The 20,283-nt window shown below is 59.6% G+C and carries 19 protein-coding genes and 4 pseudogenes; 6 read left to right on the top strand and 17 right to left on the bottom strand.

Going from position 1 to position 20,283, the window contains the following annotated elements:
• The first annotated feature begins 13 nt into the window (after positions 1-13).
• The 3 genes and pseudogenes from rnk to AM571_RS37930 all read left to right on the top strand — a co-directional run.
• Entirely contained in the window at positions 14-466 is a 453-nt protein-coding gene (gene rnk, locus AM571_RS34970) for a nucleoside diphosphate kinase regulator (RefSeq protein WP_074065460.1), read from the top strand.
• A 143-nt stretch (positions 467-609) separates the two neighbouring features.
• Positions 610-909 (top strand): hypothetical protein, encoded by a 300-nt coding sequence (locus tag AM571_RS34965; protein WP_074065459.1) that lies wholly within the window; start codon positions 610-612, stop codon positions 907-909.
• Between the two features lie 510 nt (positions 910-1,419).
• A pseudogene (locus tag AM571_RS37930) lies at positions 1,420-1,611 on the top strand (hypothetical protein); the annotation flags it as partial.
• Here the strand turns inward: AM571_RS37930 and AM571_RS34960 are convergent.
• Positions 1,544-2,602: pseudogene (locus AM571_RS34960) on the bottom strand (aminotransferase class III-fold pyridoxal phosphate-dependent enzyme); the annotation flags it as partial. The pseudogenes AM571_RS37930 and AM571_RS34960 sit on opposite strands and share 68 nt — an antisense overlap.
• Positions 2,603-2,604: 2 nt before the next feature.
• Here AM571_RS34960 and AM571_RS34955 point away from each other — a divergent pair.
• Positions 2,605-3,138 (top strand): annotated as a pseudogene (locus AM571_RS34955) (response regulator transcription factor); the annotation flags it as partial.
• Positions 3,139-3,162: 24 nt separating this feature from the next.
• Here AM571_RS34955 and AM571_RS34950 read toward each other — a convergent pair.
• The 11 genes and pseudogenes from AM571_RS34950 to AM571_RS34900 form a co-directional block, all read right to left on the bottom strand.
• Positions 3,163-3,713 (bottom strand): annotated as a pseudogene (locus tag AM571_RS34950) (hypothetical protein).
• Positions 3,714-4,639: 926 nt separating this feature from the next.
• On the bottom strand, positions 4,640-5,533 hold the full coding sequence (locus tag AM571_RS34945; protein WP_074065456.1) for an amidohydrolase family protein: 894 nt from the start codon (positions 5,531-5,533) through the stop codon (positions 4,640-4,642).
• Positions 5,534-5,598: 65 nt separating this feature from the next.
• A complete protein-coding gene (locus AM571_RS34940; protein WP_074065757.1) occupies positions 5,599-6,576 on the bottom strand; it encodes a substrate-binding domain-containing protein in 978 nt (325 codons plus the stop codon).
• A 40-nt stretch (positions 6,577-6,616) separates the two neighbouring features.
• Positions 6,617-7,621 (bottom strand): ABC transporter permease, encoded by a 1,005-nt coding sequence (locus AM571_RS34935; RefSeq protein ID WP_074065455.1) that lies wholly within the window; start codon positions 7,619-7,621, stop codon positions 6,617-6,619.
• Positions 7,618-9,120 (bottom strand): ATP-binding cassette domain-containing protein, encoded by a 1,503-nt coding sequence (locus tag AM571_RS34930; protein ID WP_074065454.1) that lies wholly within the window; start codon positions 9,118-9,120, stop codon positions 7,618-7,620. Before AM571_RS34930 ends, AM571_RS34935 begins: the two co-directional genes overlap by 4 nt.
• A 10-nt stretch (positions 9,121-9,130) precedes the next feature.
• Positions 9,131-10,390 carry a TRAP transporter large permease subunit gene (locus tag AM571_RS34925; RefSeq protein ID WP_074065453.1) on the bottom strand — a complete coding sequence of 420 codons (1,260 nt, stop codon included), beginning with the start codon at positions 10,388-10,390 and terminating at the stop codon, positions 9,131-9,133.
• Positions 10,387-10,917, bottom strand: coding sequence for a TRAP transporter small permease (locus AM571_RS34920; RefSeq protein WP_074065452.1), 531 nt, complete (start codon positions 10,915-10,917; stop codon positions 10,387-10,389). The genes AM571_RS34925 and AM571_RS34920 overlap by 4 nt, the downstream gene beginning before the upstream one ends.
• Before the next feature lie 25 nt (positions 10,918-10,942).
• A complete protein-coding gene (locus tag AM571_RS34915; protein WP_074065756.1) occupies positions 10,943-11,950 on the bottom strand; it encodes a TRAP transporter substrate-binding protein in 1,008 nt (335 codons plus the stop codon).
• 61 nt (positions 11,951-12,011) lie between these two features.
• A complete protein-coding gene (locus AM571_RS34910) occupies positions 12,012-13,049 on the bottom strand; it encodes a transketolase family protein (RefSeq protein ID WP_074065451.1) in 1,038 nt (345 codons plus the stop codon).
• Positions 13,046-13,885: a transketolase gene (locus AM571_RS34905; RefSeq protein WP_074065450.1), complete on the bottom strand. Its 840-nt coding sequence runs from the start codon at positions 13,883-13,885 to the stop codon at positions 13,046-13,048. Before AM571_RS34905 ends, AM571_RS34910 begins: the two co-directional genes overlap by 4 nt.
• Positions 13,886-13,908: 23 nt before the next feature.
• Positions 13,909-14,670 (bottom strand): SDR family NAD(P)-dependent oxidoreductase, encoded by a 762-nt coding sequence (locus tag AM571_RS34900; RefSeq protein ID WP_074065449.1) that lies wholly within the window; start codon positions 14,668-14,670, stop codon positions 13,909-13,911.
• 140 nt (positions 14,671-14,810) lie between these two features.
• Between AM571_RS34900 and AM571_RS34895 the strand changes: the two genes are divergently transcribed.
• On the top strand, positions 14,811-15,701 hold the full coding sequence (locus AM571_RS34895) for a LysR substrate-binding domain-containing protein (RefSeq protein ID WP_074065448.1): 891 nt from the start codon (positions 14,811-14,813) through the stop codon (positions 15,699-15,701).
• A 528-nt stretch (positions 15,702-16,229) separates the two neighbouring features.
• Here AM571_RS34895 and AM571_RS34890 read toward each other — a convergent pair.
• From AM571_RS34890 to AM571_RS34870, 5 genes are all read right to left on the bottom strand, one after another.
• On the bottom strand, positions 16,230-17,045 hold the full coding sequence (locus AM571_RS34890) for an oxidoreductase (protein WP_074065447.1): 816 nt from the start codon (positions 17,043-17,045) through the stop codon (positions 16,230-16,232).
• Positions 17,046-17,170: 125 nt separating this feature from the next.
• Positions 17,171-18,016, bottom strand: a complete 846-nt coding sequence (locus tag AM571_RS34885) for an alpha/beta fold hydrolase (RefSeq protein ID WP_074065446.1) — start codon at positions 18,014-18,016, stop codon at positions 17,171-17,173.
• A gap of 172 nt (positions 18,017-18,188) precedes the next feature.
• Positions 18,189-18,662 carry a methyltransferase family protein gene (locus AM571_RS34880; RefSeq protein ID WP_074065445.1) on the bottom strand — a complete coding sequence of 158 codons (474 nt, stop codon included), beginning with the start codon at positions 18,660-18,662 and terminating at the stop codon, positions 18,189-18,191.
• Positions 18,663-18,745: 83 nt separating this feature from the next.
• On the bottom strand, positions 18,746-19,126 hold the full coding sequence (locus tag AM571_RS34875) for an antibiotic biosynthesis monooxygenase family protein (protein WP_074065444.1): 381 nt from the start codon (positions 19,124-19,126) through the stop codon (positions 18,746-18,748).
• A gap of 55 nt (positions 19,127-19,181) precedes the next feature.
• Positions 19,182-20,075 carry an NAD(P)/FAD-dependent oxidoreductase gene (locus AM571_RS34870; protein ID WP_074065443.1) on the bottom strand — a complete coding sequence of 298 codons (894 nt, stop codon included), beginning with the start codon at positions 20,073-20,075 and terminating at the stop codon, positions 19,182-19,184.
• On the opposite strand from AM571_RS34870, the gene AM571_RS34865 reads away from it, so the two are divergent.
• The gene (locus AM571_RS34865; protein ID WP_074065442.1) at positions 20,074-20,262 is read left to right on the top strand and encodes a hypothetical protein; all 189 of its coding nucleotides are present in this window, start codon (positions 20,074-20,076) and stop codon (positions 20,260-20,262) included. The two genes, AM571_RS34870 and AM571_RS34865, sit on opposite strands and share 2 nt — an antisense overlap.
• Positions 20,263-20,283 lie beyond the last annotated feature (21 nt).

The raw sequence follows: 20,283 nt of genomic DNA, 5'->3' as shown, positions 1-20,283 counted from the left end.
GAGGAACGCGAAAATGAAGAAGCACATCCAGAACTCACAAAAGTCTTCGATCGTGATTGGCGAGACGGATCACCAGCGATTGAATAAACTTGCGCTTGCTGCGGCTGATCGCCTTCCCGAGGTTTCCGATGGTCTTTTGATTGAGCTCGAACGCGCACTCGTAGTTGCGGACACCTCGGTGCCTGGGAATGTCGTGCGAATGGGATCGATGGTAGAGTATGAAACTGACACCGGAGACGGGCGAACAGTGACGCTCGTGTTCCCGAAAGACGCAAATATTTCCGAAGGCAAGATATCCGTCCTAACCCCCATCGGAACTGCCCTTCTCGGCTTGTCCGCCGGTCAGACAATGGATTGGAGCGGACGGGATGATAGGCGGCACAAGCTGACGGTGTTGGCGGTTACTCAACATCAGGCGGAAAGCGAAGGCCTCCGTTCCTCTGAGACGTCAAGCCTTCTTGCATAAAGTAGAGAACGATTATCGCTGGCGTCCGGACCCTTTCCACCGATCAGCTCGAGCGTGGCAAATTCGACACCTTGCTGGCCGAATGGCCACGGTTGATCGCCCCGATGATGGGGCGGTCCTGTTTATAAAAAAGGACAATAACCATGATTACTGGCTCCCAATGTCGTGCGGCACGTGCACTTACCGACCTCTCGCCCGAGCGTCTCGCAATATCTGCCGGCGTGGGCGTGGAAACCGTGCTGCGATTTGAGCGCAAGCTCGACAAACCGGCTGATGATGAAGTGTTTGCCTTGCAATCAGCTCTGGAAAGAGCCGGCGCCGTCTTCATTCCTGACAATGGCGCCGGCATTGGTGTGCGCCTGAAATTTACTGGATCGGAAGCTAAACGCATCGACATTCTTGAGAATGAAGGCGGTATAGTTGCACCTGACCGGGTGCCTTAAGTGGAGTCTGGCAGTGGCAATTTGCCTGCCGGTTTCTTGAGCAACCAGGTATCGACATCGCGTTCCAAGTGGTGCGTCCGGGCTTGGAAAAACTTTGGTTTAGCGCCCGCTCGCTTCCCTCTGCGGTCATAGGGTCCCAGAGCTCCATCACTTGGCAAAATCTCTGATCTTTGCGGTCGCCCCAAGGTTCCTCGCAGATTCGAAATGAAGCAGGTCACGCTGAACGGCGGCTTTGTCCCGCGTCGCGTCCCTTCATGCTAGTCGCTGCGAGCGACTGCTCGTTCATTGTGCGCCGGTAGCGGATGGCTTGTAATCGCCAGCTCTTCCTTTCAGCGGATTGGCCAACAGTCATCCAGCTGTTCAAGTGTAAGGTTGACGGGACAACGCGTGGATCGTTTGCGACATGAATGTTTCCTTCCATACCGCTTGCGATTTTTCGATAAGGCGCTTCAGCGCCGACAGAAAAACGTACGGATTCGACACGCTTCAAGCGTTGCGGCGGCAGGGCCTCAACTACCTTGGAGCAACGGTCAAGCCGAAGGGCAGATCAACCGCCTCAAGATGCTGAAGCGAGCGGGAAGATCCGGGCGACGGGATAGGCTGCTGACGCACAGTGCGGTTCCTGCGGGTCGAGTTACGTCGCCTGCTTCAAAGCATCGCCCAAGATGGAAACGATTGTTCCGATTTGTATCTCATCGATGATTAACGGAGGAGAAAGCGCAATGATATCCCCGGTCACTCGGATTAGAAGACCTTTATGAAAGCAGTTGGTAAACACGTCATAGGCGCGCGCACCAGGAGCACCATCGCGTGCTGAAAGCTCGATTGCCCCAACGAGGCCGAGGTTTCGGATGTCGATGACGTTTGGTATCCCATTCAAGGAATGCAATGCATCTTCCCAAGTTTTGGCAAGATCGGAAGCGCGACTGAAAAGACCCTCCTCTTTATAGATTTCAAGCGCTGCAAGGCCTGCAGCACACGCGACCGGGTGTCCAGAATATGTATAGCCGTGGAATAGCTCGATGGCGTTTTCTGGTCCCGTCATCAATCCATCGTAGACTTTGCGACTGGCAAACACGGCACCCATAGGGATGGCACCGTTTGTCAATCCCTTTGCCGTTGTCACAAGGTCGGGAACGACGCCGAAATAGTCTGTTGCAAACGGCGTCCCGAGGCGGCCGAAACCGGTAATGACCTCGTCGAACATGAGAAGAATGCCATGCTTGTTGGCGATGTCTCGCAGCCTGTCAAGGTAACCTTTTGGAGGCAAGATGACGCCGGCAGAGCCGGACATAGGCTCAACAATAACCGCGGCTATGGTTTCGGCACCGTGGAGCTGGATGAGACGCTCAAGATCTTCGGCCAAGTCAATTCCATGTGCAGGAAGACCCCTCGAGAAACCGTTTCTATCGATATCCAGCGTGTGTCGCATATGGTCGGCCGGGATCTGCGGAAAAACTCGCCGATTGTTCACCAGACCACCGACCGAGATGCCGCCGAAGCCGACACCGTGATAGCCTTTTTCGCGTCCGATGATGCGAGTTCGGGTGCCTTGACCGATCGCGCGCTGATAAGCGATGGCGATCTTCAGAGCCGTGTCGACGGATTCCGATCCGGAGCCAGTAAAGAAGACCCGATCAAGCCCGGCGGACGGACCGCCTGGAGCAACGGCCGCAAGTTGCGCTGCGAAATTATGTAATGCTGCCAATCATAAATGGCTCCGATGTCTGTCAGACGCTGCGTGCCGGTGGGATATCCGCGCCTATCCTGATGCTGACCGCGCTTGGATCGGTGAACGACCGTATTTCGGGATTGCGAATGGGCGCCGACGATTATCTGGTCAAGCCGTTCTCGTTTGAGGAGTTGCTGGCACGAATAGAAGCGCTGATGCGCCGTCCGGTCAACCTACGCCCACTCGGGGCAAAAGCGCTGCTCGTGGGAATACTGAAACTTGACAGAGATTCAATGCGCGTAACGGTCGACGGCGTCGAGATATCGCTGACTGCCAAGGAGCTGGCTCTTTTGGAACTTTTCATGTCCGCCCCCGGGCGAGTACTCAGCCGGGAGCGGATTTTGGCGAACATCTGGGGAGCAGGCGAAGACCCACTGACCAATGTTGTCGACGTCTATGTCCGTCGTTTGCGCGCAAAGATCGATCGCCCCACGGGTGATCGCTCGTGCATCACGACTGTTCGGGGCATCGGCTATCGTCTCGAACAAGGTCAATGATCGCTGGCCGCTTCGGACAGACGTTTACTTGGCGGCGTAAGGCAGCGAAGAATGGTGTTGGACGATGCGGATCGTCCCGAAATCGTCCTTCTTGAAAGTCCATGATTTGTCGACCGTCGTAACTTTGCCGTCCTTGTTAATGAAGGACACCTTACCCAGAGTAGTGGCGTACTCGCCATAAAGAAGAATGGCTGCGTTCTCGACGTGGACTTCGCGCCAGCCCTTCAGCGCAAAGCCAGTATCGCTGGGATATTTCGGGTTATGGCCGACAAAATAGGATAGTGCACCCTCGCGGTCGGTCCGGAAGGTCTGGGGCTCCTGCGTCAGTGTCAGCTTGAAGAGAACCGGACCCAACTGGTAGCCATAGGCCGCACCTATCACCTTCTCAGCCATATCACACCTTTGTCCTCATATTCACGCGAGATGGCAATGAGAGCCTCGCCCCAGGCTTTCTGAGTCTTGAGGACTTCAGCTTCGCTGATCGACCCATTGTGAATTTCGACTGCGTTCACCCCGCCTGCGGTCATGAGCAGGATGGTTGCTGTTACGGCAGTTGCCTTCGCTAAAAAGCGCATGAGTTTCTCCTGTTAGATTGCTCGTTGAGAGCGACAACAGGAATATGGATTTCATCTCTGACGCAGACGTGGAGGCTTCATGAACAGTTGATGGACGCGAGATTACAGTAATAATTCCTCTTGGAGTCGCGATCGACGGCGACCCGGCCGTGCTTGCTATACGGGTCCGAGAACGGCAACGACTGGAAATTCATGTTGGTTCTCTATCGAACCCCCGAACACTTCCGTGAGCATGGCGCTCGCTGCATCGAGTGCCCGGATTTTTTCGAACTCGACGACCGGTTCGTGATGGTGATGGGTTTCGTCGGCTACACGAGCCGGCAACCGGACGCCAGAATTTCCTTAGGTCGGCAATTTCGAAGACGACCGCTTCACGCCGCTGTCAGCAGAGTTGCAGGAATTGGACTTCGGCACCGACTTCTATGCGATGCAGAGTTTCCGGGCGGGAGAGTGACAAATTATTTTTGCCAAGCCCGCTGGTTCTCACGATGATGCCGGAGGCGGGTTATCAGCGACTGCGGGCAGGTGCACTCCCGCAAAGCTCGCCCTTCCAGTTTGATCGCCAACCGAGTCAGGTTATTGAATTGTCGATGGGAGGCGATCTGGATGGAATCAGATCGTCGGGCAAGGACAGGGCCAATTTCCCAACTTTTTTGGCTGCTGCGATACAACATGATTTCCCTTATGGTGTCATTTCGCCCCTACCGGAACCCACCCCTGGCTCCATACCACGACCGGCAGATCGACATCCTCGATCGGAAGGCTTGAGCTGACTGGCTCGATCTAACGATTAGGCGAAACCGCTGATCAAGCCTCCTTCTAGCGGGAACGCGGACCGAGAGCACGGCGTTAACTGATCCCGTCTGCAAAATAGCTTGAAAGTGGCCAGCGGTCATGGCCGACCTTTTTGGCGGTTAGCGACATGGCTATATCCGATAGAACCGCGCAGCATTGTCGTGGAACAGCGCAATGCGTTCGTCTGGAGAATAGTTGGCGGTGATGATTTTGAACGCGTCCATGATCTCGTCGTAGCTGCCGAAGAGTTTGTCCACCGGGAAGTTCGAAGCGAACATACACCTCTCGACGCCAAATGCTGCAATCGCCTCCTCCACATACGGCCTGATGCTTGCGACGGACCAGGTCCAGTCTCCCATGCCCAGACCGGAGATCTTGCATGCAACATTTGGCGCCTGCGCAAGCATGCGCATTCCATTTCGCCACCCCTCGAAATGGCTCGGGCCATCGACCTGCATGCCCGTATGGTTCAGTATGATCTGTACCCCGGGAAAATCGCGGGCAAGATCGAGAAATTCTTCCATCTGCCAATAGTAGAGCTGGAGGTCGAAGCTGAGACCCCTGCGAGCGAGTTCCTTGAACCCTCGCCGCCATTCCAGCGTCCGGCTAACTCCAGGCTCCGTCAGGTAGGTCTTGGCGGGATCGTCGTGGAAGTTCATCGATTGCCGGATGCCGCGGAAGTTCGCGTAGGACATGTGCTCATCGAGGAGGTCGCCGACGTCGGGCCTGCGGAAGTCAGCATATCCGACGATGCCGTGGGGGAACCCGTGCTTGTCGGCAACGCCCTGCAGCCATCGCGTCTCGCCGGTCGGATCCTTGGGGTCGTATCCGACATCGAGATGGACCGCCTTTACGAGGTTCTGATTCTTCGCGTCCGCCAGAAAGTCTTCGATGAGGTAAGTCTTGTTGATCGCGGTGTAGTCACCGAAGGCGGACGGTTTCACGCCGTCCGACAGCCACGGATAGTAGTTGTTGTCGAGATCCCACAGATGAAAATGAGGATCGATGATCGGGAGGTCTTTCATGCCTGCTGCCCTTCAAGAAATCGCCGAAAAGGACGCCGACCTGAACGGCCGGCGTCCCGCACCACTTAGTTGGCGGGTGGGAACACCCGGGCGATGACGGCTTTTGCTTCCGGCGAGTCGACCTTATCGGCCGTCACCAGTGGCATGATCAGAGCAAGGTCCTTCTTGACAGGGGCGCCGGAGAGCGCATTGAAGACCTGCTGCGTCCCGTCGATCCCCTGTCCAACCGCTTCCTGGAAGAAGATGCCCTGGATCGCGTTCGACTTCAGGAGAGCGATCGTGGTCGGGCTGCCGTCTGCAACCGCGATGCCGACCTTGCCCGTAACCCCGCGGGTCTGAAGCACTTTTGCGGCGCCCGTCCCGGCCTCGTCGTACATCCCGTAAATGGCCTTGATGTCAGGATGGGCGGTGAGCATGTCATTGGCCTGCGTGACCGCTTCATTGACCGTGAGCCCCCTGGTCTCCAGCATCTGCGCCAGGTCGCACCCGCTCGCCTTGAACGCCTCTTCAGCACCCTTCAGATACTTCTGGGCATTCTCGCGGTCCTGCGGCAATGAGAGCATGCCGACCTGGTTGCCGCCACGGTCCTTGGCAAGCTTGCAGACGAATTCGCCCTGCGCCTTGCCGGTCTCGTAGTTGTTTGCCGTTACCGACGACGTGTAGTCGGTCTGGCCGGGCTGCGGGCCGATGCCGGCGAAAGCGATCGGGATGTTCTGCGATTTCAAGTAGGCGAGAAGCGGCGGTGTGCTCGTCGAGCTGACAGGGCCGATCACGATGGCATCGACGCCCTTGGTCACTGCGGTCCGCGCGTTGTCCATCTGTTTTGCCGGCGAGTTTTCCGAAGTGTACTCGACGTAGTCCATGCCGAGTTCCTTGGCCTTTTGCTTCACGCCGTAGCCGACCCACTGCCAGTAGGATATGTCGAGCGACGGCGCGATATATGCCACCGTCTTCTTCTCCTCGGCCTGCGCGGCGGCCGCAAGTGAAAGGACCGCCAGTGCGACGCCGGCAACAAACCCAACTGCGCGTTTCGTTTTTGTCATTTCCATTCCTCCTCCAAAGACCGGCTTTGCCGGGTTGATGTCAAACGGCCCCCCGCCGCGACTTGCTGAAACGGTCGATAAGGACCGCGATGAGAATGGCGACGCCCGTGACCGACCCCTGCCAGAAGCTGTTGATGCCTATGAGATTGACGCCGTTCTGGATGACCGTGATCATCAAGGCTCCCAGCACCGCGCCGATCGCGGTTCCTGTGCCGCCGAGCAGACTTGCGCCGCCAATCACGACTGCCGCGATGGCCTGGAGCATCAGGCTCGACCCCGCCGTGGATTCCGCGTTCAGAATATAGGAGATAGTCAGAAGGCCGGAAAATGATGCGAGCAGCGACGACGCGACATAGGCCATGAATTTCGTGCGTTTGACAGGAACGCCGAGCAGATAGGCCGCCGTCGAACTGCTGCCGACAGCATAGAACCAGCGTCCGGCAATCAGCTTCTTCAGGAAGAACTCGATCGCGATCATGAGAACAACGCAGAAAAGGATGTAGTTGGGAATGCCAGGAATCAGGTTGCCGCTGTTGAGCAGCCAGAAGTCCGGATCGCCGATCGGCATCGAGCGTCCGTTCGTGACGATGAACGCCAGCGATCCTGCGACGGCGAAGGTAATCAAGGTTACGACGAACGGAGCAAGACCAGCTATCGTGACAAGGAAGCCATTGATCGATCCGAAGAGCAATCCGACGCAGAGGCCGATCAGGCTCGCAGACACGCCGCCAAGCCCGTGCGCCATCGCCTGCGCCGTGACCATGCCCGTCAGCGAGAAGACCGAGCCGATCGACAGGTCGATACCGCCAGTGACGACGACAAGAAGGACGCCCAGCGACATGATGATAAGAGGAGCGCCTGCCTGCGTGATATTGGCGAAGTTGCCCCAGGTGAGCGCCTGTGGAACCTGCGAGCCGACCGCCAGCACCAGCAGCACGATGGCCAGAGCGATCGCGATCTCGGTCCTGTAGGCGCTAAAGAGGCTTTCCCTCTGCCTGATTTGTGCGGTCGGCGCCTCTGTCGGCGCGATTTGTGCCTGGGTCATGCGGCCATTCCAGTCAGGGTAACGAGTTTCTCTTCATTGAAGTCGTCTCGCTCAAGGACGCCCGCACATCGACCTTCGGTGTCAAACGCAATGACCCGGTCGCAGACTTCCAGCAATTCGACGTTTTCTGTGGACCACCAGACGATCACTGTGCCGGATGCGGCCATCTGCCTGATGAGCTGATAGATTTCTCGCTTGGTTCCGATATCGACACCCCGTGTCGGCTCCTCCAGAACCAGCAGGCGGGATGGCACGCCAAGCCAGCGGGCAAGTAGGAGCTTTTGCTGCGTGCCACCGCTCAGCGTGCTCGGCAGATCCCAGACGGAAGCGGTCTTGACCTTCAGGGCCTTCAGCAAATCGAGGCATTCGGCCCCTTCAGAGCGGCCAGCGAGGAGCGAGCCCCTGGTCACGCGACGGGACGCCATGACGTTGTCGATGATCGGAAGGCTGTGAAGGAGTCCCTTGTGTGCCCGATCGCCGGTTACGAATCCTGCTCCCAGGCGGGCGGCTTTGCGTGGCGATCGCAGCTGGTCCGGCCATCCGGCACGCGCAACCGTCCACCGCTTCTTTCGGGCGGCGCCTGTCAGCGCTTCAATCAGTGCCGCCGGTCCAGCGGGTGCGCCTGCCACGCCGAGTACGGTGCCCGGCAGCAGTTCCAGCCTGAAACCTGCCTCCTTGATGGTGATGGTGTCCGTCGCAGCAGAAGCGTCGAGCTGATTCTCGGGTCGCGGCGCCCGTTCCGTTGGATGAGGGGCTGCCACATGCCCCATCTTTTCGATAATGCCGGCGTCCGTCAGCTCTTCCATCGGCTGGCGATCAACCACCGTCCGGCCGTCGCGGATGATCGTACAGACGTTGGCGATCTGCCTGATTTCCTTCATCCGGTGGGAGACGAACACGACCGACAGTCCGTTCTCCCGGGTGAGCCGCCGCAGGACCGCAAACAGCCTCTCCGTCTCCAGAGCGGTGAGATTGGCGGTCGGCTCGTCGAGAAGGATCAATTCGGCGCCAGACGAGAGCGCCCTGGCGATTTCGACCAACTGACCTTCGTGGAGGCTCAGGCTCCCCACGAGCCTATGCAATGATTTGGCAGCGAAGTCTTGATCGATCATCCGCAAGGCATCGAATGCCTGTTTTGCCGCGGCTGCACGCCGGAACAGCGCCGCGCCCTTCCTGTGATGCGGTAGGGCGATGTTCTCGGCAACGGTCAGATGCGGCAGGAGCGCCAGTTCCTGGTGCACGACGGCGACCTTCACCCTCCCTTCCGTTTCGCTCCGTTCCCTTCCTTCGCTGTCGAAAAAGCGGACATCTCCATCGTTCTTGGAAGCCGCGCCCGTGATGATCCTGATCATCGTCGACTTCCCGGCGCCGTTTCCGCCGAGCAGCGCATGAACCTCCCCACGCGCAACCGAGAAGTCGACGCCCTTGAGGACGGACGTCGCGCCGTAAGACTTCGTAAGTCCTCGGACGGTAATGACGTTTTTAGAAGTTTCGCTCATCGGTCACTCCTCAGTAGATCGTCAGAGCGGGCACGAAGCTGACCGCGAGCAGGAGAAACATGGCCATCCCGAAGTAGGGCCAAAGCTCGTTTGTAGTCGCCCCGAGCGGAGCTTTTGCGATGGACGATGAAATGAAGAGCGTCGTGCCGATCGGCGGCGTATAGAGCCCGATCCCGAGGTTGATCACCATCATGAGGCCAAGCTGTACACGGTCGAGGCCGATGGAGTCGGCCAGAGGAACGAAGATCGGCCCGAGCAGGAGGATCGCCGGTGGCATGTCGAGCGGCATGCCGACGACGAGCATGATCAGGTTCATCATGAGAATGATGACGATCGGGCTGGATATGTGTGCGGAAACCCATTCGGCCATGTGCTGGGGGGCCTGGTCGAACGTAAGGACCCAGCCGACCGCCGCGCTGCCCATGATCACCAGCATCACGACGCCTGTCGCCACGCCGGCCTCGACCATGTTCTCGCAGAAGCGCTTCCAGGTGAGATCGCGGTAGAACAGGATGCTGAGGAGCAGCGAATAGACGACGGACAGGACCGAAACTTCGGTCGGCGTCGCGAAACCGAACCGCAGGAGCACGATGATGAGGACCGGAAGCAGGATCGCGGGGAGGCTCTGGAGTGCCAGTCTGCCAAGCTCCCGCGTGCCTACCTTCACAGCCTGTGCCTCGTAACCGCGTCTGACCGAGATGAACCAGCAGACGAACACGAAGCTCGCAGCCATGATCAGACCCGGAACGATCCCCGATATGAACAGGTCGCCGACGCTGACGCCGCTGATCAGGGCATAGAGGATCATTGGTATCGAGGGCGGAATGAGGACGTCGATGACGGCCGACGTCGCGTTGTTGGCAGCGCAGAGCGCCGGGGGAAAGCCGTGCTTTTTCTGCCATGGGATGAGAACGGAGCCGAGCGCACTCGCATTCGCCACGGCCGAGCCGGACACGCCGCCGAAGACGACCGAGGATACGACCGTGGTCGAGAGCGGTCCGCCCCTCCACCTCTGCATCGCGCGAGATGCGAGTTCCAGGAGCTGACGCCCCAGTTCGCCGCCAAGCATCAGAGTACCTGCAAGCATGAAGAACGGAAGCGCCAGCATCGGGAAGGACTGGGTCTGGTCGTAGACCTGCTGGGCCACGACCGAGAGCGGGGCGTAACCGTTGAACAACACTCCAAGGCCCGCTGCGATGATGAGACCATACCCCACAGGAACGGCGAGTATCATGAGGATGCAGAAGGAAACGATCATGACGATTGTCATAGCGCGATCTCCTCGGGCCTGATTTCGAGGCGGTGATCCCAGCCCAGGCGGAGAACGCGCGTAGTCGCGGCGACGGTGACGATGGACACGAGAACCGCGCCAATCGAAAGCGAATAGTATCCGATGCTGTTCGGAAGCTGCAGGACGGGGCTGTGTTCGGCCCCCGCGATCTCGGCAACCACGGTCGCCTGATATGCCAGCACCAGAAACGCGGCGATACTGATAGCGTTCGCCACAACCAAGGCCGTCGTTCGGGCACGACCGTCGAGCTTGTCGTATAGCCACTCGACCGCCATATGTCCGCCGGCCTGGGCTGCAATGACAATCCCTGCGATGATGAACCATGGGAACATCAGCATCGGCAGTTCCTGGGCGAATGACAGGCCTCCGCCGGCGGATGCATATCGGACGACGACGTTGATCGTGGTGACCACCGTCAGCGCGATACCAGTGACGATGATGACAACCCGTGCGAACGCGACGATGATGCCGGCGACCCAATCGACGGCTGAGTAGAACCTGCTCATGAGGCCTCCGGATCTAATAGCGGCGTCAGCCTCTAGCTGCGGCTTCCACCTTGGCGACGAAATTGCCAAACGGCTTCTTCTTCCAGGTATCAGCCACCGATGCCGTCGCCTTGACGAAGGCCTTGTGGTCGACCTCTGCAACCTCAACCGCAGAGTTCTGCTTGAACTTTCCAAGCACCTCGGAGGCTTTTTCGTTCGAGAGCTTCCGCTGCAGCTCGCCGGCTTCCTTGGCAGCCGCTCTGACAGCCTCGAAATCCTTACCGACACGCGCCTGGGCAATCTTCGACATGAGGAAAGGAGTGGATTCCCATTTGTGGGCGGTGAGGCTGATGAACTTGTTCACTTCGTGAAGCTTGGAGCTTTCGATATTCGCGAGGGGGTTTTCCTGGCCATCGACCACGCCCTGCTGCAGGGCGATGTAGAGTTCGCCGAACGCGATTTGTTCAGTGCCTGCTCCCAGGGTCTGGAAGATGTCGATCGTCATGGGGTCAGCCGGCGTGCGGATCTTCATGCCGGCCAAATCTGCTGGCGACGTGACCTTTCGCTTGGAATTCGTGAGGTGCCGGATGCCGTTGTCCCACCAATCCAGTGGCACGACCCCGACTGCCTCGAAGCGCTTGTTGAGCTCAGTTCCCACGGGGCCGTTCAGCACGGTCATTGCCTTGTCCGTATTCTCGAACAGGAAAGGCAGTCCAAGCGCGCTCAACTCCGGCACGATGGCCGAGGTGGCGCCCTGGCTGTTAGCGGTAAGGTCCAGCGCGCCCGTTCGCAGGCTGGTCAGCATCGCAGAGTCGCTTCCAAGCGTCTCGGCCCCTGCGACGTTGATCTGGATCCGGCCTTCCGTCTTCTGCTTGACCAGTTCCGCAAACTTGGCGGCGGCTATGGTTCTTGGATTGCCGGGCGCCGCTCCATGACCGAGCGTCAACGTCATAGTCGCAGCGCTGGCGGATCGGCTTGAGAGCACGATTGCCGGGGCCGCGAGCGCAGCAGTCGCGGTCGCCATGAAAAATCTTCTATTCATCTGCAAGCTCATATCATCCTCCATCACAAGCTCTTTTTTGGTCGGCCGGCATCTCCTCAACCGGCCAGTGTCGTCATGTCGAAAGCCAGGCCTTGACTGCCTCCGCTACCTTGATGGTCGAGAGACCATACTGGTCGTGGAGGGTCGGCAACGCGCCGGCCTCAAGGAACTCGTCCGGCAAGCCGATCTGCCGGAAGGCCGGAGGTGCGACCCCCGCACGCATTAGGGTTCCGGCGACCGCCTCTCCAAGGCCGCCGATGACCGTGTGGTTCTCCGCCACGACCACAAGCCGTCCGCCCTTGCGGCACTCGGCGACAATGGTCACCTCATCCAGCGGCTTGATCGTCGGTACGTGCAGCACTGCCACGTCGACACCGTCCTTCTGAAGCAGCTTTGCGGCCTCGAGCGCACGCATCGTCATCAATCCCGACGAGATGATCAGGGTATCCCGTCCGTCGCGGATCAGCTTGGCTTTGCCGAGCTCGAATTTATAGCCGTACTCATCGAGGACGACCGGCACGTTGCCCCGCAGTAATCGCATGTAGACCGGGCCTTTGTGGGCTGCGATCGCAGGAACTGCCTGCTCGATTTCGCTTGCATCGCAGGGATCGATGATGGTGAGATTTGGCATACCGCGGAACATCGCCAAATCTTCCGTAGCCTGGTGGCTCGGCCCATATCCGGTCGTCAGGCCCGGAAGGGCGCAGACGATCTTCACGTCCAGCATTTCCTCTGCGATCGCCAGGCAGACAAAGTCATAGGCGCGCCGGGAAGCGAAGACCGCGTAGGTCGTGACCCACGGCTGGAAGCCTTCACGCGCCATTCCTGCGGCCGACATCATCAGAAGCTGTTCGGCCATCCCCATCTGGTAGAAACGGTCGGGATGGGCAGCGCGGAACAGATGAAGGTCGGTGTACTTCGCAAGGTCGGCGGACATGCCGACAATCCGGTCGTCCTTATGCGCCAAGGCGGCAAGTGCGTTGCCGAAAGGTGCGGATCTCGTCGGTTGATCGGGACCGGCGATCGATGCAATCATCGCCGACGTCGTCAGGCGGGGCTTGTCGCTGCCGCTTTCAAGATGCGTCGGCCGGATATACTTCGAACGCCTCATGCTTCCACTCCCGCATCGATTATCCTGAGGGCCTCCGCCCATTCGTGAGGTTCCACGCGAAGGAAATGGTTTCGATCGCGCGCCTCAAGGAAGGGCACGCCCTTTGCCATCTTGGTGTCGCAAATGATGATGCGGGGTTTCGCCTCAGTGTGGTGGCGAGCAGCGTCGAACGCCTTAACGAGAGCATCGATGTCGTTGCCCTCGACCCGCTGGACGAACCAGCCAAAGGCTTCGAACTTAGGTGCCAGCGGTTCAAAGTTGAGTACGCCAATCGACGGGCCGTCGGCCTGCATCTGGTTGACGTCGACAATACCGATCAGATTGTCGAGTTTGTAGGAGCCTGCCGACATAGCCGCTTCCCAGGTCGAACCTTCATCAAGTTCGCCGTCAGAAAACAGATTGTAGACGAAGGAAGAGGAGTTCTTCCGCTTGAGCGCCAAGGCCATGCCGACCGCGATGCCTAGTCCGTGTCCGAGCGACCCGCCGGTGATTTCCATTCCGGGCGTATAGGCGGCCATGCCGGACATGGGCAGCCTGCTATCATCCGTGCCGTAGGTCGCCAATTCACCCTCGGGAATAATCTTGGCCTCGATCAGAGCCGCGTAGAGAGCGATCGCATAGTGGCCGATCGACAATAGGAACCTGTCGCGGCCTTCCCATTCCGGATCGTCCGGCCGGTAGTTCGTGGCGTGAAAGTAGGACACGGCAAGGACGTCGGCGACGCCAAGCGCCTGCGCGATGTAACCCTGCCCCTGCACTTCGCCCATTCGCAGCGCGTGGCGCCGGATGCGGCGGGCGCGTTCCGTGAGACTGATGTTGTGGCCAATCTGGGTCATGTCGATGTTTCTCCTGATTGACCTCAGTGGATCAGCATGCCGCCGTTGACGTCTATTACAGCGCCCGTGACGTAGGCCGACAGGTCCGATGCGAGGAACAGGTAGATATTCGCGACGTCGGCCGCCTCGCCGAGCCGGCTCAGGGGGATGCCCTTGATGATGTCGTCACGCATCTGATCGGTCAGCTTACCGCCGGTGATGTCCGTCTGGATAAGACCAGGTGTGACGGAGTTGACCCGGATGCCGGCTGGACCGAATTCTCGCGCCATTGCCTTGGCGAGGCCGAGAACGCCGGCCTTGGCCGCGGAGTAGTGCGGGCCACCGAAGATGCCGCCGCCGCGCTGAGCCGACACTGAGGACATGCAGGCGATCGAGCCGCCGCCACTATCGCGCATGTATGGGATGAAGGCCTGGCTGAGGAAAAGCACCCCGGTCATGTTGACGGCAACGACCCGTTCCCAGTTGGCTTCCGTAATGTCGAGCGTTTTGACAGGCTGGGTGATGCCCGCATTGTTGATCAGCGTGTTCACGGAGCCGAAGGAGGCGATCACCTTGGATGCGGCGTCTTCACAGGAGCCTTTGTCCGCGACATCACAACGCAATCCTAAGTGAGCGCCGGCGGCCACGCGAGGCAGACTCGCCGCTGCTTCCACTGCTGCGTCTGCATCAATATCAAGAATGGCGACGCGCGCGCCATGTTCGGCAAAAAGCTGTGCGGTCGCACGGCCAATGCCGCGCTTGCTCGCCGCGCCCGAAATGGCCGCAGTCTTCCCATTCAATAGCATGTAATCTCCTCCCGATGCGTCCCGAGCATCTGGCAATTCGTCAACAAGTCAGTCGTCTTGTGGCCTTGAACCTGACCTACTTGATGAGCTCGGACAAACGCGAAGTTTACAACGGTAGGTGAATCTGCTTCACTAATCGGATGTTACAAATGGCTTCCCTTTCCGCTGTCCGCATCTTCGAAGCCGCTGCGCGACTGGCGTCCTTCCGGGCTGCCGCAGAAGAACTCCATCTTTCTCCGAGCGCGGTAAGCCACGCGATTTCAAAGCTCGAACGAGACCTTGGGACTTCGTTGTTCGAGCGGAGCACCCGAAAGGTGACATTGACACTGGCCGGGCAGACGTTGCTGGGCCACGCCTCGAACGCATTCGAAGAGCTACGTCGTGGTGTTGAGACAATCACATCCAACAAGGCTCATCTGCTTCGAGTCCACTGCGCTCCGAGCTACGCAGCCCAAGTTCTGTCAGCACGCCTCCCAGATTTTCTTGGGCAGAACGCAGGCGTGGAGGTCAGGGTTGCTGCTAGCACGACCTACGCTCGTTTCGTCGACGGCCTCTTTGACGTTGACATTGTGTATGGCGAGCCTTCGAACCGCGAAGACCTGATTGTTGTGCCGCTTGGGGAGGAGATCGTCTCTCCGCTCTGTTGCCCCGAAATGGCGGAACGCCTGAGATCTCCACGCGATCTGGCTCGGGTGCCATTGATCCGGAGCGACTTGAAACGAATTCAATGGATCGACTGGTTCGAATTGAACAACCTCGGTCCTGCCCCTCTTCCCGCCATGAGCTTTGACAGAAGTTTCCTCGCGGTCGACGCTGCGGCAAATGGCCTGGGGGTTGCGCTGGAATCCAACACTCTCGCGCATCGAGAATTGGGCAGTGGCCGGCTTGTACGCCCGTTCAGCAACAGCCGGGATAATCGTTACATTGGGCATTACTTGGCCTACCCGAAAGCTGGTAGCCAGCGCCGGCTCTCGAAGGTGTTCGCCGATTGGATCACATCGCAGGCGAACCTAATGCCCCCGCGCTCGTGATGTTTTGCCCAAAGGCTGGTTCGAAATCTGTATGCCGATCAGCCACTGCTGCTAATTCGCAAAGAAGCTCGGCCCGATCGCGGTAATTCACTACATCCCACTGCTTCCCTATTCGAGGCAATGGCGAACCATGGTGTAAGCGTCGGATTGGACAACATTGATGGGTTCGCTGCGGCTGCCCTGAGGTAGCGAGCATCCGATGGTGGTGCCACGATAGTCACGCTCGTAATAGAGAATTTTCCGCACGGCGACGTGCCGCGATCTAGCGAGCCTGATGAGCCCATGGCCGCGGTGCGACATGGGAAAGTAAGTCGTCCGGAATATAGGGCTATATTGCACCACCGCGGATCTGTTGGCGTAGGGCTCCGCTAACCGAACCCGTTGCCAAGATCGGTTTCGCGCACCCCCAAAACGTGCGATCTTGTCGAGGTCCTGACGTCGGCTGGGCGAGTGATCCGCTACTCGGCCCATGCTGCGATCCGTTCCGCGATCGCTTGGAGGCCCCGATGTGCAGGATGTTCATCGTCGTCAGATCGGCAACCCGTACTGCTTTCGCAGGCTCTTGTCGAACGCGGATTCGGGGACGAAACGGCGCAGGAGACTGACGCGTCGCGCCATTTTTCCCGCAGCGTAGCGTCTCTTTGGAACGACGGCGCTCGCCGCTTCGACAATCGTCCTCGCAACGACTTCCGGGGCCTCCCCGGTTTCTATCGCTTTCTTGTTGATCACATTCATGGTGGCGCGCGCGGCGTCATAGACGTCAAGCAATTGGTCTGGCTTGACGAGGTTTTCTTCAAATGCCGTCCTTGTATAGGCGGGCTCGACCAACACGACGCGAATGCCAAAGGTACGAAGCTCGTGGTCAAGCGATTCGGAATAGCCTTCGATGGCATGCTTGGTCGACGCATAAACGGTGGAATAGGGAGCCGGGATCAAGCCCAGCACCGAACTCACATTGATGATTCTGCCTTCTCTCTGCTGGCGCATGGCCGGCAGCACCGCCCTGGTCATGCGTAGAACGCCGAAGACATTAACGTCGAACAGCGCCTGCGCCTGGACCGTCGAGGACTCCTCTGCGGCGCCAAGCAGACCAATGCCGGCATTGTTGACAAGGAGATCGATGCGGCCGGCCGCGGCCAGGACCCGCTCGACCAGTTTCGCCACGGACATGTCGTCGGTAACGTCACAGACCAGCATAGTAATACCGTCAGATCTCTCAGCCACGTGGCGGCGGCTGGTTCCAAACACCCGAAAGCCGGCATTTTGCAAGGCCTTGGCAGTAGCAAGTCCGATGCCGGAGGATGCGCCGGTCACCACGGCGACGCCAGGATTAGTCGTATTCATAAGGGTCACTTCCTTTTTTAATCTTCAGAGGCATAGACGTTCCTTTAGTGCCGCCGTGCATCAGCCCGGTCACTTCCCGTCGTCGAGGAGCTTCGTTCAAGGATTTTCGTTAGGCGGAAAGGCCGTCACTTGGCCCATGCCGCAATCCGTTCCGCAATCGCCTCCGGGGCCTCGAGGTGCAAGAAGTGACCGACGTGGGGGACGACCTCCAACGCGCGCCGGGCGGCGAACCGATGTCGGTCATCGACCTGTTGGGGGAGGATGCAGCCGTCGTTGGCACCGTGAAGCTGCAACATGGGCACCGTGATCGGCCGAGACATGCGGCGCGTCGCCCCAAGCATGCCGGGTCGCAGCATCGCCCGGTAGTACTTTAGAGGCGCGGGCATGCTCGCCCGCAGGCGCTCGTGTAGCTCCGCCTTGAGAGCAGGATCGAGCGAGAAGCCGGGCGACCACTGACGCCAGAGGCGGTCGATGAAGGCGAGATCGCGGGCGGTGGCGATCCAGCCGCTTCCCGGCATTTGAAAGAGCCCCATGTACCAGCTCTTGCGCATTTGAGCGGGGTGCGTCAGCCGGCTTATGAACGTGAGCGGGTGGGGGAATGCGATCGTGACCGCGCGTTCGATCCGCTCCGGCGCGGTGACGCAGGCATCGTATGTGATCGCGCCGCCCCAGTCGTGGCCAACCAACTCCACGGCTCGCCCGGGAGACCAGCGGTCGATCAGCGCGAGCACGTCGCTGGTGAGGGCTGCCATGTCGAACGGCCCTGCGGTCGGGGACGGCGCGTAACCGCGAAGCCAGGGTGCGACGACGTTACGTCCGCGGCGGCCGAGCTCGGCAAGGAAGGGCCTCGCGGTCGGCGGATGGTCCGGGAAGCCGTGCAGGACGAGCGTCGGTTGGCCATCGGGATCACCACCCTGCAACGCGTGAAACGTGCCGTGTGGCAGGTCGAAGGTGACGTGTTCGAACTCCATGTGTGTCAGCCTTTTCCAAGAACGGTCGGACGGGAAATGCTGACGCTGGCTTCGGTGTCTCTGGTTTTGGTCACGTGTGTCTCCTCAGGGGCCGGGCGAACTGCGGGGTTAGCCGGCCAGAAGCGCGCGCTGGTATATCGGAAGGCTTCGCCAGAGGGCCGCGGCGGAATAGTCAGAGCCAGCGGCGAACGCTGGCCTTGTAGCGGCGGTAGTCGTCGCCGAACTTCGCATCGAGATAGCGCTCCTCGCGGGCGATCACCTGCGTCTGGATCGCGATCAGCACCAACGGGAGCAAGGCGAAGGCGATCGGCCCGTCGAAGCCGATCGCAAGGCCAGCATAGATAAGCGTCATACCGAGATACATGGGATTGCGAGTCCACCGATAAGGACCGGTCGTTGCGATGAGGGTCGTTGGCCGCGACGGCGGAACGTTGGTGCCCAGTCGCCGGAACAGCCCTGCCGCCGCAAGCATCATCGCCGCGCCGGCAACGAACAGCAGCGCGCCCGTCGCGACCAGCAACCGCCAATCGATGCCGAAAGAGCGCAGGGTGACGAACCGCTCCGCCGCCAGCCCCAACAGCAGCGCTCCCAGATAGACGAAGGGCGGAGGGAAGCGCACACCCGCGCTGTCTGGTTCGACGGCCATTCTCATCCTCCAATCTGTGCTCTTAAACCAGCATCGACTGCTGGGCGAATATGCCCGCCATTCGCATTGCCATATTTCCGGGGTCAGGCCGTGCAGAATCCGGGGACGGCGACCTTCTGGAACAGGTGGGGACTGGCCACGACGGATGAAGGATATGCTGGAAGTTTCGCGAGGAACTCGTGATCAGTGAAGGCGGCGCGGACCGCCTCGGTGGATTCCCACACCACATAGTTCAGGTAAGTCGGGCTATCGCCGATCGCTCGATGTAGTTGCATGGAAATGAAGCCCGGTTGCTTCGTTATGATCTCGGCAGCCGCCTTGAAAGCGTCCAGGAAGCCCGCTTCGTCGGTGGGATCGACGACCATGAAGAGGTTAATGAGCACGAGAGGCGCGGCCGCGATACCGAGTTGGCGGTCAAACGGAAATTTCTCGTCTAGAGGTTTGAATGGTTTTATAGCGGCCATGGTGGCGCTCCTGTCTATTGTGAAATTGAAACTGGGTGGCCGATGCTGCCTGCTCTCAAGCCAGCATCGACTGCTGAGCCGAGATACCCGCCGTCGCGCCCTGCCATGATGCCGTAGTGACCGAGGGCATTCCGGGGGTGGCAAGATCGCCGGCGGCATAGATGCCAGGTATGTTGGTTTCGCGGCGCTCGTCGACCTTGAGGACGATGCCGAGAGGCGTATCGACCGTGGCGAGGCCTAGTGATTCATGCAGGCTTGCGGACGGCTTGGTGGGCGGATGCGCGAACAGAATGTCGACTGCGACATCGGGGCCGGTATCGAGCTTGACGGTGGCATTGTGGTGCCCGTGACGGGCGATCCCGGTGATCCGGCCATCAACGACAGGTATGTTGCGGCGGGCCAGATCGGCCCGGATATCGGGTGCAATGTCGTGACCATCGGCGAAGACCGTCAACCTGTCGGTCCAATGCTGATACAGCTTGACCTGAATGTGCGACTGCGGGCGGAACCAGACGAGGCCCCAATGCTGGCCGGCGACCTCAAAGCCATCGCAATAGGGGCAGGGCACGATGGATGTGCCCCAGCTTTCGGCAAAGCCCGGAACATCAGGCATCTGGTCGGCGACGCCATAGCTCAGGATCAGGCGTCGCGCCCCAAGGCTTTCACCATCGCCAGTGAGGACGGAGAAATCGTCGATGGTGCCGGAGATGCTGTCGGCCCGGGCATTGACCAGCCTGATCGTGGGATAGCGCGCCAGCTGCTGCCGCGCCTCGGCCAGGATTTCCAGCGGCGGCTTGTGATCGTGGCCGAGCAGACCATGCGAGTGGCCGGCGAAGCGATTGCGCGGCAGGCCGGTATCGAGAACGGTGACCTTGCGGCGGGCACGGCCGAGCTGCAGGGCGCCGGCGAGACCGGCAAAGCTGCCGCCGATGATGATGACGTCATCCATGGTGATAAGCTCCGTGTTGTGGATGGAGGGGGTTGGGCTGGGCCTGGCGTGGAATATCGTCCATCGATACGCGCTCGAGACGGTCAGCGAGCAGGGCTTCGGCATCGACGAGAATGTCGCCCATGACTGTGTTGACCGGCCGGACAATGCCGCATTCGATATCGCCGGGCGGCCCGGGGAACCTTGATTTGGAGGACAGGTCGAAATC

Source organism: Rhizobium etli 8C-3, assembly GCF_001908375.1.
GTDB lineage: Bacteria > Pseudomonadota > Alphaproteobacteria > Rhizobiales > Rhizobiaceae > Rhizobium > Rhizobium etli_B.
Note: the sequence above shows the minus strand (reverse complement) of the source record. Positions and strands in the feature narration are given on the sequence as shown.

Coding starts and splice junctions, on each gene's coding strand:
- rnk (WP_074065460.1), top strand. CDS start 14: ATGAAGAAGCACATCCAGAACTCACAAAAGTCTTCGATCGTGATTGGC.
- AM571_RS34965 (WP_074065459.1), top strand. CDS start 610: ATGATTACTGGCTCCCAATGTCGTGCGGCACGTGCACTTACCGACCTC.
- AM571_RS34945 (WP_074065456.1), bottom strand. CDS start 5,533: ATGAAAGACCTCCCGATCATCGATCCTCATTTTCATCTGTGGGATCTC.
- AM571_RS34940 (WP_074065757.1), bottom strand. CDS start 6,576: ATGACAAAAACGAAACGCGCAGTTGGGTTTGTTGCCGGCGTCGCACTG.
- AM571_RS34935 (WP_074065455.1), bottom strand. CDS start 7,621: ATGACCCAGGCACAAATCGCGCCGACAGAGGCGCCGACCGCACAAATC.
- AM571_RS34930 (WP_074065454.1), bottom strand. CDS start 9,120: ATGAGCGAAACTTCTAAAAACGTCATTACCGTCCGAGGACTTACGAAG.
- AM571_RS34925 (WP_074065453.1), bottom strand. CDS start 10,390: ATGACAATCGTCATGATCGTTTCCTTCTGCATCCTCATGATACTCGCC.
- AM571_RS34920 (WP_074065452.1), bottom strand. CDS start 10,917: ATGAGCAGGTTCTACTCAGCCGTCGATTGGGTCGCCGGCATCATCGTC.
- AM571_RS34915 (WP_074065756.1), bottom strand. CDS start 11,950: ATGAGCTTGCAGATGAATAGAAGATTTTTCATGGCGACCGCGACTGCT.
- AM571_RS34910 (WP_074065451.1), bottom strand. CDS start 13,049: ATGAGGCGTTCGAAGTATATCCGGCCGACGCATCTTGAAAGCGGCAGC.
- AM571_RS34905 (WP_074065450.1), bottom strand. CDS start 13,885: ATGACCCAGATTGGCCACAACATCAGTCTCACGGAACGCGCCCGCCGC.
- AM571_RS34900 (WP_074065449.1), bottom strand. CDS start 14,670: ATGCTATTGAATGGGAAGACTGCGGCCATTTCGGGCGCGGCGAGCAAG.
- AM571_RS34895 (WP_074065448.1), top strand. CDS start 14,811: ATGTTACAAATGGCTTCCCTTTCCGCTGTCCGCATCTTCGAAGCCGCT.
- AM571_RS34890 (WP_074065447.1), bottom strand. CDS start 17,045: ATGAATACGACTAATCCTGGCGTCGCCGTGGTGACCGGCGCATCCTCC.
- AM571_RS34885 (WP_074065446.1), bottom strand. CDS start 18,016: ATGGAGTTCGAACACGTCACCTTCGACCTGCCACACGGCACGTTTCAC.
- AM571_RS34880 (WP_074065445.1), bottom strand. CDS start 18,662: ATGGCCGTCGAACCAGACAGCGCGGGTGTGCGCTTCCCTCCGCCCTTC.
- AM571_RS34875 (WP_074065444.1), bottom strand. CDS start 19,126: ATGGCCGCTATAAAACCATTCAAACCTCTAGACGAGAAATTTCCGTTT.
- AM571_RS34865 (WP_074065442.1), top strand. CDS start 20,074: ATGGTGATAAGCTCCGTGTTGTGGATGGAGGGGGTTGGGCTGGGCCTG.
- AM571_RS34870 (WP_074065443.1), bottom strand. CDS start 20,075: ATGGATGACGTCATCATCATCGGCGGCAGCTTTGCCGGTCTCGCCGGC.